This is a genomic window from Onishia taeanensis (assembly GCF_013349955.1).
Classification (GTDB): Bacteria; Pseudomonadota; Gammaproteobacteria; order Pseudomonadales; family Halomonadaceae; genus Onishia; species Onishia taeanensis_B.
Window position 1 is genome coordinate 261,255 of sequence record NZ_JABVXC010000004.1, and the last position, 13,067, is coordinate 274,321.

13 protein-coding genes are annotated in these 13,067 nt (G+C 61.7%); 7 read left to right on the plus strand and 6 right to left on the minus strand.

Translation table 11 applies throughout. The annotated features are described in order from the left end of the window. Positions 1 to 47 precede the first annotated feature (47 nt). On the minus strand, positions 48 to 1,079 hold the full coding sequence (locus tag HUS66_RS07650; RefSeq protein WP_175070319.1) for a putative 2-aminoethylphosphonate ABC transporter substrate-binding protein: 1,032 nt from the start codon (positions 1,077 to 1,079) through the stop codon (positions 48 to 50). 129 nt (positions 1,080 to 1,208) lie between these two features. Next, positions 1,209 to 1,919 (minus strand): UTRA domain-containing protein, encoded by a 711-nt coding sequence (locus HUS66_RS07655; protein ID WP_175070320.1) that lies wholly within the window; start codon positions 1,917 to 1,919, stop codon positions 1,209 to 1,211. Between the two features lie 902 nt (positions 1,920 to 2,821). On the opposite strand from HUS66_RS07655, the gene trxA reads away from it, so the two are divergent. Further along, on the plus strand, positions 2,822 to 3,145 hold the full coding sequence (gene trxA, locus HUS66_RS07660; RefSeq protein ID WP_175070321.1) for a thioredoxin: 324 nt from the start codon (positions 2,822 to 2,824) through the stop codon (positions 3,143 to 3,145). A 70-nt stretch (positions 3,146 to 3,215) separates the two neighbouring features. Here the strand turns inward: trxA and HUS66_RS07665 are convergent, their stop codons facing one another. From HUS66_RS07665 to HUS66_RS07675, 3 genes are all read right to left on the minus strand, one after another. Further along, a complete protein-coding gene (locus HUS66_RS07665) occupies positions 3,216 to 4,625 on the minus strand; it encodes an MFS transporter (RefSeq protein WP_254628734.1) in 1,410 nt (469 codons plus the stop codon). A 436-nt stretch (positions 4,626 to 5,061) separates the two neighbouring features. Further along, complete coding sequence (locus tag HUS66_RS07670) at positions 5,062 to 5,724, minus strand: CoA transferase subunit B (protein ID WP_175070322.1); 663 nt, start codon at positions 5,722 to 5,724, stop codon at positions 5,062 to 5,064. A gap of 74 nt (positions 5,725 to 5,798) precedes the next feature. Further along, complete coding sequence (locus HUS66_RS07675) at positions 5,799 to 6,500, minus strand: CoA transferase subunit A (RefSeq protein ID WP_175070371.1); 702 nt, start codon at positions 6,498 to 6,500, stop codon at positions 5,799 to 5,801. 143 nt (positions 6,501 to 6,643) lie between these two features. On the opposite strand from HUS66_RS07675, the gene HUS66_RS07680 reads away from it, so the two are divergent. The 6 genes from HUS66_RS07680 to HUS66_RS07705 all read left to right on the plus strand — a co-directional run bounded on the left by HUS66_RS07680 (position 6,644) and on the right by HUS66_RS07705 (position 11,924). Next, on the plus strand, positions 6,644 to 7,543 hold the full coding sequence (locus tag HUS66_RS07680) for a LysR family transcriptional regulator (RefSeq protein WP_175070323.1): 900 nt from the start codon (positions 6,644 to 6,646) through the stop codon (positions 7,541 to 7,543). A gap of 140 nt (positions 7,544 to 7,683) precedes the next feature. Then, entirely contained in the window at positions 7,684 to 8,556 is an 873-nt protein-coding gene (locus HUS66_RS07685) for an acyltransferase (RefSeq protein WP_175070324.1), read from the plus strand. Continuing rightward, positions 8,502 to 9,419, plus strand: a complete 918-nt coding sequence (locus HUS66_RS07690; RefSeq protein ID WP_175070325.1) for a M23 family metallopeptidase — start codon at positions 8,502 to 8,504, stop codon at positions 9,417 to 9,419. Before HUS66_RS07685 ends, HUS66_RS07690 begins: the two co-directional genes overlap by 55 nt. Positions 9,420 to 9,583: 164 nt before the next feature. Beyond that, positions 9,584 to 10,738 (plus strand): glycosyltransferase family 4 protein, encoded by a 1,155-nt coding sequence (locus HUS66_RS07695; protein ID WP_175070326.1) that lies wholly within the window; start codon positions 9,584 to 9,586, stop codon positions 10,736 to 10,738. Continuing rightward, positions 10,710 to 11,261: a phosphatase PAP2 family protein gene (locus HUS66_RS07700; protein WP_175070327.1), complete on the plus strand. Its 552-nt coding sequence runs from the start codon at positions 10,710 to 10,712 to the stop codon at positions 11,259 to 11,261. The genes HUS66_RS07695 and HUS66_RS07700 overlap by 29 nt, the downstream gene beginning before the upstream one ends. 39 nt (positions 11,262 to 11,300) lie before the next feature. After that, positions 11,301 to 11,924: an alpha-ketoglutarate-dependent dioxygenase AlkB family protein gene (locus HUS66_RS07705; RefSeq protein WP_175070328.1), complete on the plus strand. Its 624-nt coding sequence runs from the start codon at positions 11,301 to 11,303 to the stop codon at positions 11,922 to 11,924. Positions 11,925 to 11,941: 17 nt separating this feature from the next. Here HUS66_RS07705 and HUS66_RS07710 read toward each other — a convergent pair whose 3' ends face one another. Beyond that, complete coding sequence (locus HUS66_RS07710; RefSeq protein WP_175070329.1) at positions 11,942 to 13,066, minus strand: ABC transporter permease; 1,125 nt, start codon at positions 13,064 to 13,066, stop codon at positions 11,942 to 11,944. Between the last annotated feature and the right edge of the window lies 1 nt (position 13,067).

Sequence of the window (13,067 nt, forward strand, 5' to 3'; positions counted from 1 at the left end):
GACCCCGGCGCAACACGCCGGGGCGATCACAAGAATAGCGAAGTTAGTTACTGGCTATCGGACTTGCCGTCATAACGGCCCTGCCACTCCTGGAGCAGGCGATCGCGATTATTGGCTGCCCAATTGAAATCGGCATCGATCATCAGCTCGGTGATGTTGGCGGGATAGTTATCGATGGGCTGTGCCACGCCCGGATAGGCCACGACCGCATACCCTTCGTTATAGAGCGCATTGGCTTCCTCGGTCACCGCCCAGTCGAGCAAGGTCTCGGCTGCATGACGCTTGTCGCTACCCTCGATGATGGCCGCAGCCTCCATGTCCCAGCCCACGCCTTCTGTGGGGAAGACCAGTTCGACCGGTGCACCCTGAGACTTGAGGCGCGCACCACGGAAGGCAAATGAGACACCCACCACCGCCTCACCGGAAGCGGCGAGGTTACAAGGAGCCGAACCGGAGTGGGTATAGCGCGAGATATTCTGATGCAAGCGATCCATATAGTCCCAGGCCCCCTCCTCGTTCCAAAGCTGCATCCAGCTGGCGACGTCGAGGTAGCCCGTGCCGGAGGAGCTGGGATTGGGCATGATCACGTGCCCTTCATACTCAGGACGGGTGAGGTCTTCCCAGGAGCCGGGCTTAGGTACGCCAAGGCGTTCGCCTTCGATGGTGTTGTAGCAAATTGACGCGACCCAGGCGTCCATCCCGACCCAAGCCGGGTCCTTGCCCTCGCGGATAGCTGGGTCGACGAACTTGGGGTCCAGAGCGTCGACGCCCTCAGGGGCATAGCGGGCCAACATACCCTCTTCTTCCAGCACCAGCAGGCTGGTGGCCGCCAGGCCCCAGATCACATCGGCCTGGGGATTATCCTTCTCGGCCAAGAGGCGAGCGGTGATCACACCGGTGGAGTCTCGCACCCAGTTGATCTCGATATCCGGGTGCGCCTGCTGGAAGCGCTCGGCGTATTTCTGCAGATCGTCGGCTTCGACAGCGGTGTAGACGGTCAGCTCGGTAGCGGCCTGGGCAGCAGTAGACAATGTCATGCCGATAGCGCTGGCCAGCAGGGTGCGAGTGAAGAAGGACATGGGACTCTCCGGTTCTTGGTGAAGGTCAGATAAGTGATTACCTATCTGGTATATACCAAGAGTTTGGCGATGCCCCATGACAGCCCCATGACAGAATCTTGAAGGCTTAGTGAAGCGCATTTCGTTTAATTAGACAGAGTTTTCCAATTCCACCGCGATGCACAGAGCATTGTGGAGCCAGTGCTCTTCATCGTATTCCACTGGACGACGCTGCTCGTCGAGGATAGTCCGTCTCACACACAACCCCGCGGTGCCCGCGGCGACGCCCAGCTCCTCCGCCTCTTGCTCGCGTATGGCCTCGGAGTAGAGACGCAGGGAGCGGTGAGCCAGCGTCAGTCCCCAACGCCCTCGCAGCTGGCCCCACAAGGAATGGGTGAAGTCACCCTCAAGCAATTGCGGCGCGCGTTCAGGCACCACCCAGAGTGACTCGGATAGCACCGCACGGTCGTCCACAAACCGGCGGCGACGGATATGGTGGAACGGCTGATCGAGGGGCAAGCCCAGGGCCTCTGCTGCCGGTCGATGGGGTCGTATATCCGTGAGCAACACTTCGGTGCGCGGCCGACGCCCCTGGGCCTTCACGTAATCATTGAAGCCGGCATCGCGAGTTGGATCGTAGTCGAGACGCGGAGGCGAAACGAACCAGCCACGACGGTTGCTGCGATGTATGCGCCCTTCCCCTTCCAACTGCGCCAATGCCTGGCGCAGGGTGACACGAGTGGTATGGAAACGCTCCGCCAATACCCGTTCCGACGGCAAACGGTCATCCTCGAAGGCCTCGGGGTCTTGTATAAGATCACGCAGCCGATCGGTGAGATGAAGGTAGTAGGCATCGCTCATGTCAGGGGTTCCAGCCAGGATTCAGGAGGCAGCCAGTGTCGACTGGCGGCTTGGTCAAAAGCTGATTCTCGCATATCCCCAGGTCAGCGTGATGATCGTCAGTCACCGCTAGCCGCGACACTACGGTGATTCAAGCGCAGCACCGATTGCCTGAGACTTACCAGAAGACAGCCTTCGGCAAATGATGCTAACAGGCATACATAGCAAAAAAGCTACATGACATCTAATTGCCCCAGCCGTCGGTCTTAAAGCGGCTTTCTCCAACGGTCCTCGATGGCTTTCAGCGGGCCACTCCTGCTCTTGATCGCGGTCCAACTGACCCGTGCCGGTGTCCCGGTCGAAGCTCTGCTCGACACCACGCCGGCGGACAATAAGATGCGAGCGTTCCGCCATCTGGGTGGAGCGCTGCGCAACCCGCGCCTACTGATGAAGGGCCTCGGGATGATTACGGAGCTGAAACGCGCCGGTGTCAGGCACCTGAAAGGAACATATTGCCTCCACGCATGATGCCAGCCCCGCACAGGTCGCCCTTGCATGGCTTAAGACTAAGGGCATCATGAATTTCCCATCTTCGATCAAACCAAAAAACCCCAGCATCCTGACTGCCTTCGATCTGACGCTCAGCAAAGACGAGTCCCCATCCATTGGCGAAACTGCACCATGGCAAGCGTAACGCTGATCCGGACTTCGCACCGGACAGGGACTGAGCCGGACTCTCTGACCCGCTTCCCACCCGCAGGAGCTGACCAACGACGTCATACGATCTGGTCAAATGAGCAGGCGGATGCAAAAATGAGCTTGCGAACTAAATTCCCAAAGCGCTAAGGTGGGTGCACTGGCGTCAGACGACGCGTTTTCAAACATTCGGCATGCATTACCCGATGCCCAAAGAGGAGAGATACATGGCCAACCTGCTAGCGGTTACCGACAGCAACTACACGCAGGATGTCATCGACAGCAACACACCGGTACTGGTGAAGTTCTGGGCACCCTGGTGCGGCCCCTGCAAGATGCTCGACCCAGTCGTCGAGTCCATCGCCGAGGAGCGCGGCGATGCCCTCAAGGTCGTCACTATCAACGTCGATGATGCGCCCGATCTTGCCGCCAAGAACGGCGTGCGAGGTCTTCCGACCATCGCCCTGTTCAAGGATGGCGGCAAGGTAGAGGCACTGACCGGGGTGCAGCCGAAAGAGAGCTTCGACGAAATGATTACCCGCCACGCCTGAGCGCGACTGGCCATCGTCATGCAGCGCCCAGGCCCGTTCTCATGGGCTTGGGCGTGTTACTGCTACCTCCTCACGCCGCCGTGGTGGCCGGCTCTGGCTGCTCTTCCTCTCGCGTGTAGCGATCCTCATCCGAGAGCGACTCGCCCTGCAGGTCCAGCTCGAACTGCACGGGCTCGTGACGTGGATCGAGTTCATTCAGATAATGCTGGGTCTCCAGCACCGGCATCGCCACAAAGGGCTCCTGCTCCACTTCTTTGACGGACCCTCGGCGCATGAAGAGTCGTAGACTGATGAAGCCGGCAAGCGCCAGCGCGACTGCCCCGAGGAAGAACCACAGGCCATCGGGACCAATCAGCTGCATCACCAGCGAGGCACCGAAGGGGCCCACGATCGAGCCGACGCCATAGGCCATCATCAGCTTGCCGTTGGCCGCTACGATCTCTTCGGGCTCGAGCCAGTCATTGGTGTGCGCAAGGCTCAAGGAATAGAGCGTGTGCAGCATGGCGGTATGGAAGCTTGCCACTAACAGCAGCATCAGGTAATCGGCCCTTGCTGCCACCGAAATGAAGGCCCCGGACACCGCCATGATCGCCGCCATGGCGAGAATCACCTTGCGGCGGTCGATACGATCAGAAAGACGGCCAAGCCCCCACTGGGCGAACAGCGCCACCAGGGTGGTAATCGCCATGAACTGGGCGGTCTGACCGGTCGACAGGCCGATCTCCTGGCCGTAGTAAGGCGTCATGGCAAAGAAGGCCTGCACCATGAGGCCTGCAGTGAAGGCCCCCACCAACCCTACCGGGGCGCGCCGAAACAGCTCTCGAACCTTGATCTTCTGGGGCTTTAGCTCCTGAGCCGCCTTGGGACCATGGATACGGTGGATCGACAGCGGCACCAGCGACATCGCAAACAGCATACCCGCGACCGAAAACAGCACCATGGTCGCGGGGTCGGCGATATTCAGCAGCCACTGACCACCGGCCAGCGACAGCGTCGAGCAGACCAGATACCAGCCCAGCACCTTGCCGCGATTATCGTTGCTGGACTCGCCGGACACCCAGGATTCCATCACCATCAGCAGGCCCGCCGTGGCACCGCCGCCGAAGACCCGCCATACCAGCCAGGCCCAAGGGTTGACCCAGAGGCCATGCAGCATGGCGGTGACCGCGAGCGTCGCCGCGCAGGCAGCGAAGACGCGGATATGCCCCACGGCGCGAATACGCTTTTCGAGCCAGTAGCTACCGATCACGAAGCCGAACGAAAAGCTCGACATCAGAAGGCCAGCCATCTGCGAGGGGAAGCCCTCCAACGACATACGCACACCAAGCAGGGTCATGATCAAGCCATGGCCCAGCAGGAAGCTGATTTCACAGACGAACAGGATCGGCAGGGTTGCCGGCAGACTACGCACCAAACGCTCTCCCCAACGGTAACGAAAGTGGTCATGCATCAGGACGATGGCAATGACGATAACGATCAAACGTGACGACCTGTAGCCGAGCCTCGAGGACCGAGACAACAGCTAATAGCCTCTCTGCATACGGGCTCGAAAGGCCTGAACCAGGGAGGCTAGGTAGGACGGAGCGCATTCTACCCGCTTCACGAGGACTTTCCAGCCCAGTCGGGACTTATGCACAGATTCTGTGGATAACGCTGTGAAGATTCATGGGAGAGCGAGTACCGAGGTGGGGCACTGCCTCGCCATCCTCATCATGGTCAGATTTTCACCAGCCCACCTCCCAGCCCACAGAGCGAGCTCAGGGTCGCCTTCCAAGTACTGCTCTTGCCCATCCATTGCATGGCCTACTGACAGGTCAGTGCCACTAACTCAATGACTGGCCACTAAAAAGCCCGGGACCGAAACACGGTGCCCGGGCTCATGCCGACGCCTTGCCATTAGCCGGATAGGGAGACCTTCAGGCCTCGAACGTCATTTCCGGCACATGGTCCGGCACGACCAGCTTGCCGGCCGTCTTCTCGACGATTTCCTCGACGCTAACGCCGGGGGCACGCTCCACTAAGTGGAAGGCACCGTCCTTGATCTCGAGATAGGCCAGGTCGGTCAGCACGCGGTTGATGCAGCCCGCACCGGTCAGCGGCAGGTTACACTGTTCGAGCAGCTTGGACTCGCCGTGCTTGGAGGCGTGGGTCATGGTGCAGATGATATTCTCGGCGCCGGCCACCAGGTCCATGGCGCCGCCCATGCCCTTGATCAGCTTGCCCGGGATCATCCAGGACGCAATGTTGCCATGCTGATCGACTTCGAAGGCGCCCAGCACCGTCAGGTCGACATGGCCGCCGCGAATCATGGCGAAAGATTCCGCCGAGGAGAAAATGGCCGCGCCATCGCGGGCCGTAACGGTCTGCTTGCCAGCGTTGATCATGTCCGGGTCGACTTCCTCCTCGGTGGGAAAGCGTCCCATGCCCAGCAGGCCGTTCTCGGACTGCAGCATTACATCGATGCCCTCAGGCACATAGTTGGCCACCAGGGTCGGGATGCCGATCCCCAGGTTGACGTAGAAACCGTCTTCGAGTTCACGTGCTACGCGCTGCGCCATCTGTTCACGAGTCAATGCCATGATATTGCCTCTTTTCTTTCTAGTCTGGGGTGGAGAAACGCCGGTTACCCACCGGCGGCGTGAACAGGCATTGCTCAACCTTCACGCACGGTGCGCTTCTCGATGCGCTTCTCGAAGCTGCCCTTGATGACGCGATCCACATAGATGCCCGGCGTATGGATCTGGTCGGGCTTGAGCTCACCCGGCTCGACGATTTCCTCGACTTCAACCACCGTGATCTTGCCAGCTGTCGCCGCCAGCGGATTGAAGTTCTGTGCCGTGTCGCGATAGATGACGTTGCCATAGCGGTCGGCCTTCCAGCCTTTGACGATGGCGAAGTCGCCGACCACCGATTCCTCGAGAATGTAGTGGCGGCCGTTGAACTCGCGAACTTCCTTGCCCTCGCCGATCGGAGTGCCATAGCCAGTAGCGGTATAGAACGCCGGAATACCAGCGCCACCGGCGCGCATCTTCTCGGCCAGCGTGCCCTGCGGTGTCAGCACGACCTCGATTTCCTCGTTCAGCATCTGCTGTTCGAAGAGCGCATTCTCACCTACGTAGGACGCGTAGATGCGGCTGATCTGACGGTCCTCCAGCAACAACCCGAGGCCGAAGCCATCGACACCGCAGTTGTTGGAGTAGATGGTCAGGTCCTTGACGCCACGGCGCTTGATCTCACCGATCAGGTTCTCGGGAATCCCGCAGAGCCCGAAGCCGCCCGCGATCACGGTCATGCCGCTCTCGAGCCCGTCCATCGCTTCCTCATAGGAACCCACTCGCTTGTCGAATCCGGCCATATCGCTGCCTCGATGGTTGAAGTGTGATTGTTGTCGAGTCATTGCCAGTGTCGTGGCAACACGATCTATTTGTTAAGTTTGTTTTATTTATTGATTAATATCATTCGCCAATAAGTCCAACATACCCTTCCGCGGATGCCCCCATGACCGTCAAGCAACTTCGCGCCTTTCTTGCCGTGGCCCAGACCCTGAGCTTTACCCGGGCCTGCGATCGCCTGCATCTCTCCCAGCCAGCCCTGAGCCTGACCATCAAGGGATTGGAGGATAGCCTGGGTGGACCGCTGCTGATTCGCAGCACCCGTCGCGTCAGCCTGACGCCCGAAGGCGAAGCCCTGGTCCCGCTGGCCAAGCGCCTGATTGCTGACTGGGACAATACCGAGGAGCGCCTGCGCCAGCATTTCACACTGGAACTGGGGCGTGTCGCCATCGCCGCGATGCCGTCCTTTGCCTGCAACCTGCTACCCGATGCGCTGATGGCTTTCCGCCAGCGTTTCCCACGTATCAATGTAACCGTTCACGACGTCATTAACGAAGAGGTCATTGAAATGGTACGTCGCGAACGGGTCGAACTGGGCATCGCCTTCGCGCCTGAAGCAACGGATGACCTGGCCTTCACGCCGCTATTCAGCGACCGTTTCGTCGCCGTGGTGCCTGCCACCTCTGCGCTTGCCAGCGAAGCATCGCTTTCCTGGCAGGCCCTGCTTGGCGAGGACCTGATCGCTCTGCAGCGGCCGTCCATGGTGCGTCGCCTGCTGGAGCAGGCGCTGGTCTCCCGGGGCATTGCTTTGACGGTGGCCTTCGAGAGTCACCAGCTGGCGACGGTCGGGCGCATGGTCGCCAGCGGGCTCGGTGTCAGTGCCGTCCCCTCGCTGTGCGCGCCTCAGATGCAGGCCCTGGGCGCACGCTGCCTGCCGCTCCATGATCCGGTAATCGTCCATGACGTCGGGCTACTGTCGCATCAGGATCGCAAGCTATCGGTCGCCGCCCAAGCGCTTGCCGAGGTACTCCAGACCACCGTCGCGACGCCGCTGTCAGGCGCCTAGCACCATGTTGATGAGATATCTTCAAGACGCTGCGTCTGCCATCAGCAGCTTTACTCTTCCGGCGTTGATCGTGCCGCTGGGCAGCCCCCGGGACTTGCAGTAGCATTGGCCCCCTGCGCCAAGTCGTTGAAGGAGAACGCATGTCGACCCTAAAGGGGCTCGTCAGTCTGTTGCTGCTGGTGATCAACACCTTGATCTGGTCAATACCGCTGCTCACCCTGATCCTGCTCAAAGTCGTGGCGCCCGGGCGCCCATTGCGCCGCAAGCTGCTCAAACTACTCAACGCCATCGCCGTGCAGTGGATCGGCTTCAACCTGTGGTGGATGCGTCGCTGGCTCAGGCCCGACCTGCATATCGACACCCCGGAGGGGCTCAGCCCCGACCGCTGGTGGCTGGTGGTGGCCAATCACCAGAGCTGGACCGACATCTTCATGCTGCAGATGGCGCTGCATCGGCGCATCCCGATTCCTCGCTTCTTCATCAAACGCGAGCTGATCTGGATTCCGGTCATCGGCCTCGCCTGGTGGGCGCTGGAGTTTCCCTTTATGCGCCGCTACTCCCGGGAAGCCATGGAGAAGAACCCCAAACTGGCCCGTCGTGATCGCGAAGCCACCAAACAGATGTGCGAACGTGCTCAGGACATGCCAACCGCGATCTACAACTTCGTCGAGGGCACCCGATTCACACCGGCCAAGCAGGCGGCCCAGCAAAGCCCCTACCACCACCTGCTGCGGCCCAAGGCCGGCGGCACCGCACAGGTGGTCGGTTTGCTGGGGCACCGGCTCAGCGGCATCCTCGACGTCACGATCGTCTATGCACGCCCTCAGCCGACGTTCTGGCGCTTTCTCTGCGGACGCGAGGGCGCCATTCGAGTCAGCGTACAACGACTCGATGTCCCGGCCTGGATGCCGGGCGGCGACTACCATCAGGACCCGGATTACAAGGAACGCTTCCAGACATGGATCAACGAGCTGTGGCAGGACAAGGATCGTACCCTCGACGCCAGCATCTGAACCTTGCCGTTCTGCTTCTGGTCGCCCTGCTGATGGCCGGCTGTGCGAGTCATGGCGGCTGGAACCAGTCGGTCACCCCCGGCAACTGGATCAGCGTGAAGCGCGGCGATACCCTGGGCGCATTGGCCAATCAGGCCGGTGTACCCCTTGAGCGTCTGCAGCGTTTCAACCCAGGCGTCCGGGCCCGCTCCCTGGCCATCGGCCAGCGCCTGTTGATTCCCACCCATCAGGAACGCGCTCCCTACGGCGGCCCTTACCGTTATCAGGTGCGCCCCGGCGATACCTACACGGCCATTGCCCGGCATTTTGGCACCCGCGCCAGCCGCTTGAGCGCCGGCAACCCCGGCACGTCCGCCTCATCGCTGCGGGTCGGCCAACTGATCAAGGTGCCGCTCAGTGGCAGCGGCACATCATCGAGCGTCGCCTCCCGATCTGCGGGCTCGTCCTCATCGTCCTCAACGAGTCGTCCCGCCCCCAGTAGCCCTCTGCCCTCCTCGGCCGGCAGTTGGCCCTGGCCGCTCGAGAAACACCGGGTCGCACGGGAATATGGCAAGGACTCACGCGGCACCCTGCAGCCCATGCTGCTGACCAGCGCCAGCTCAGACAAAGCGCTGGCCGTGGCCGACGGCGAAGTCCGCTTTGCCGGCAGCATGCGCCAGCTGGGCCGCGTGGTGATCGTGCACCACGCCGATAACCTGCAGAGCGTCTATGCGCTCTGCCAGTCACTGTCGGTCGACGTTGGCGAGCGCGTGAGCCGCGGCGATGCTGTGTGCCGAACGGGCTCTGGAGATCGCGGCAATGAATTGCTCTTCGACATGCGTCGTGGCGGCAAGCCCATCGATCCCCGCCGGATACTCCGCTAGGCCTGGCCCACGAGGACAAATCCCATCTTCTGCAAACACGACCAGCGTCGCTCATACCGACATTTGGCACCGAGTGTCATTCAGACTTCACCAATTCGTCCCTGTGCTGTCATGCGCCACCGTGATCCTGAATTCACGACTCATGAACGGGACACACGAGCCTTATGCGCATCTGCTTCGTCAGCGAAACCTGGTCGCCGGATATCAACGGCGTGGCCCATACCCTGGGGCACCTGAGCCGCGAACTCGAGGCGCGCAACATCACCCTGCAGCTGGTGCGCCCAAGGCCTGACGATGGTCGCCGTGCAGAAGGGATCGAGGACGAGCTACAGGTAAGCGGGTTTCACCTTCCCGGGTATAAAGCCGTCAAGCTAGGGCTTCCCGCTGGGCGGGCTCTGGCGCGGCTATGGCGAAACCGCCGCCCCGATGCGGTCTATATCGCCACCGAGGGCCCCTTGGGCTGGTCGGCGCTGCGCCAGGCCCGGCGTCTGGGCCTACCAGTCGCCAGCGGCTTTCATACCAACTTCGATCACTACGCTGGCGACTATGGCTTCGCCTGGCTGAAAAGGCCGGTAGCGGCAGTACTGCGTCACTTCCACAACCGTACCGGCGCAACTCTGGTGCCGACCGCCACACAGGTGCGGGCGCTCAGCGCCCAGGGCTTCGATAACGTCCAGGTCATGAGCCGCGGCATCGATGCTCAACACTTCTCGCCAGAAAAGCGCGATCCGCAGCTACGCCAGACCTGGGGCGTCGGTGAGAATCAACCGGTCGCCCTGCACGTGGGGCGGTTGGCCAGCGAGAAAAACCTGGACCTGCTGGTGGAGAGCGTGCAGGCAATGCAGGAGGTTCAGCCAGACCTGGTCACGGTCATGGTCGGTGATGGCCCCCTGCGAGAAAGCCTGCAACAGCGTCTGCCCGACGCCATTTTCACCGGCTTCATCAATCGTGAAGCGCTTGCCAGGCATTACGCCAGCGCCGACATCTTCATCTTTCCCTCCTGCTCGGAAACCTATGGCAACGTCGTCGCGGAAGCCATGGCCAGCAGCCTTGGGGTGGTGGCCTTCGACCATGCCGCCGCCAGCGAGCTGATCACGTCCGGCCAGCAAGGCCTGACGGCACCGGTGGGGGATAAACAGGGCTTCATCGACCATGCGGTCTCGCTGTGCCAGCACCCGGCCAGTTACGGCCAGCTGGGACGCCAGGCCAGACAGCGCGTGGCATCGAACGGCTGGGACCGGATCGCCGACGACTTCCTGCGCATCCTGCTTTCTTTACAGGAGACTCCAGATGACGCCTCGCACGCCTACCGTCTTTGAACGCCTCGACTTGCTCGAGTGGCGGCTATGCCATCGCTTCGCCCTGGCCAGCAATACCCGACTGCTGCCACTGGCGACACTGCGAATCGCCAGCAAAATCGGCGACTGGCCAGCCTGGGTCGTGCTGATATTGGCGCAACCCTTGCTCGACCCCAGCCTGGGCTGGCAACGCCTGCTGCAGTTCAGCCTGACCGCCATCGCCGCTCTGCTGGTGTATCGCCTTCTGAAGACGCGCCTGTGTCGCGAACGGCCTTCCATCACCTTCGAGTGCATTCCCTGTACCGAACCACCCAGGGATCGCTACAGCTTCCCCAGCGGCCACACCATGCATGCGGTGATGTTCACAGTGCTGACGGCTACCTCCACGCCCTGGCTGCTGGTGATCGTGGCCCCGCTTGCCGCCGTGATCGCGGTGTCCCGGGTCGGACTGGGGCTGCACTACATCAGCGATGTGATCGGCGGCGGACTGATCGGCGTAATGTTTGCCCTGGCAAGCCTTGAACTCTTGCCGCTGGCGTCCTGACCCCGCGACAGACGCTGCCGGGGCTGGCAAGCTAGGTCCATGAATGACGAAACCCTCGGGCCGCCTCACTGGCAGGCCCTTCTCGACTCGCCGCCGCTATCGCTGGGACTTGGTCTGTTAGGCCTCCGGCGTGCCAATGAGCTAGTGTCACAGCTGGGTCAGCAACTGGACTGGCAGCGGCCCTCCCTCACCCTTTATGGCCGCCAACACCCCATTCCCCGCCGCCAGATCTGGATGGGCGACCCGGACGCCGCCTATCGCTATTCCGGCGAGGCGTTTACCCCCACGCCTTGGCATCCAGCAGTGGAGGAGATCAGGCATGCCGTTGAACGGGCCCTGGAAGCCAACGGCCAGGCGCTCAGCTTCAACAGCGTGCTGCTCAATCGCTACGCCGATGGTGAGGACCGCATGGGCTGGCATAGCGATGACGAGCCGGAGCTGGGTAAAGACCCGCTGATCGCCGCGGTGAGCCTCGGTGCCGAAAGACCGCTGCGCTTTCGCTGGCAGGACCGCCGCGCGGCGGCCTTCAATGTCTGGCTGCCGCATGACAGCCTGCTGGTGATGGGGCCGGGCACCCAGCGCCAGCTGCAACATGCCCTGCTGCCACGCAAGCTGCCCGGCGTGCGTATCAGCCTGACGTTCCGTCGCGTCTATCCGCGCTAGCGGCAAGCCAGTGCGGGCTAGTGCACCGCCGCCAGGGTCGCCCTAAAGCGCACCAGCGCAAACGCCAGGAAGGCCATACCGATCGCCGCCGTCGCCAGCAGGTGCGGCCACACGATGCCAATCCCTGCGCCGCGATACAGCACGGCCTGGGCGAACTGGATGAAATGCGTTGAAGGCAGCACCTGTACCGCCTTCTGCAGCGCTGGCGGCATGCTCTCCAGCGGGGTGATGCCCCCTGACAGCAGGTTCATCACCACGAACACCGGAATCGACAGCAAACCGAACTGCGGCATGGTCGTCGCCACGCTGGAGAGCGTGATGCCCATGGAGGTCACGGCGAACAGGTAGACGGCCGCCCCCAGCGCAAAGAGGGTCACCGACCCGCTAATGGGAATGCCAAGCAGGCCCTGCACCACGACCTGCAGCGAGAGAATCGCCGCCATCACGATCACCAGGCCGTTGGCCCAGATCTTGGCGAGCAGGATCTCACTGACGGTCACCGGCATTACCAGCAGGTGCTCGAGGGTGCCATGCTCACGTTCGCGAATCACCGCTGCCCCGCCCAGCACGATCGCCAGGATGGTCAGGTTATTGATGATCTGCATCACCGCCATGAACCAGGTCGAATCGAGATTGGGATTGAATTTCGCGCGCACTCGTAGATCGACCGGCAGCGCCGCGTCTCCGCTCGAGCGACTGACGTACGCGAGAAGCTCTGCGTTGAGGATGCTAGCGATGTAGTGGGTGCCATTGCCGGCGATCGCCATCGCCGTCGCATCGACATTGAGCTGGATAGCGGGATATCGCCCCGCCAGCACGTCGGCCTCGAATCGTGGCGGAATATCCAGTACGAAGGTGTAGCGCCCCTTGTCCATGCCCGGATCGAGCTCGGACAGTTCTATGACTTCCGGTGCTTTGAAATACGGTGGCAAAAAGGCGGCGATGAGCTGTGAGGAGAGGACCGAGCGGTCCTCGTCCACGATGGCGATTGAGGCATTATTGAGCTCGGTCTTCACCCCGTTGGCGACGGTATAGATGGCAAAGGTGAAGGTATAGAGGATCAGCCCCATCAGCACGGGATCGCGCAGGAGGCTGTAGATTTCCTTTACCCCCAGCCGATAGATGTTGCTGATCCAGCGCATG

Excerpts from the sequence above, each read along its gene's own strand:
- HUS66_RS07685 (WP_175070324.1), top strand. The coding sequence starts at position 7,684 with ATGTCGACCCTAAAGGGGCTCGTCAGTCTGTTGCTGCTGGTGATCAAC.
- HUS66_RS07650 (WP_175070319.1), bottom strand. The coding sequence starts at position 1,079 with ATGTCCTTCTTCACTCGCACCCTGCTGGCCAGCGCTATCGGCATGACA.
- HUS66_RS07675 (WP_175070371.1), bottom strand. The coding sequence starts at position 6,500 with ATGGCCGGATTCGACAAGCGAGTGGGTTCCTATGAGGAAGCGATGGAC.
- trxA (WP_175070321.1), top strand. The coding sequence starts at position 2,822 with ATGGCCAACCTGCTAGCGGTTACCGACAGCAACTACACGCAGGATGTC.
- HUS66_RS07700 (WP_175070327.1), top strand. The coding sequence starts at position 10,710 with ATGACGCCTCGCACGCCTACCGTCTTTGAACGCCTCGACTTGCTCGAG.
- HUS66_RS07655 (WP_175070320.1), bottom strand. The coding sequence starts at position 1,919 with ATGAGCGATGCCTACTACCTTCATCTCACCGATCGGCTGCGTGATCTT.
- HUS66_RS07670 (WP_175070322.1), bottom strand. The coding sequence starts at position 5,724 with ATGGCATTGACTCGTGAACAGATGGCGCAGCGCGTAGCACGTGAACTC.
- HUS66_RS07695 (WP_175070326.1), top strand. The coding sequence starts at position 9,584 with ATGCGCATCTGCTTCGTCAGCGAAACCTGGTCGCCGGATATCAACGGC.
- HUS66_RS07710 (WP_175070329.1), bottom strand. The coding sequence starts at position 13,066 with ATGCGCTGGATCAGCAACATCTATCGGCTGGGGGTAAAGGAAATCTAC.
- HUS66_RS07690 (WP_175070325.1), top strand. The coding sequence starts at position 8,502 with ATGGATCAACGAGCTGTGGCAGGACAAGGATCGTACCCTCGACGCCAG.
- HUS66_RS07680 (WP_175070323.1), top strand. The coding sequence starts at position 6,644 with ATGACCGTCAAGCAACTTCGCGCCTTTCTTGCCGTGGCCCAGACCCTG.
- HUS66_RS07705 (WP_175070328.1), top strand. The coding sequence starts at position 11,301 with ATGAATGACGAAACCCTCGGGCCGCCTCACTGGCAGGCCCTTCTCGAC.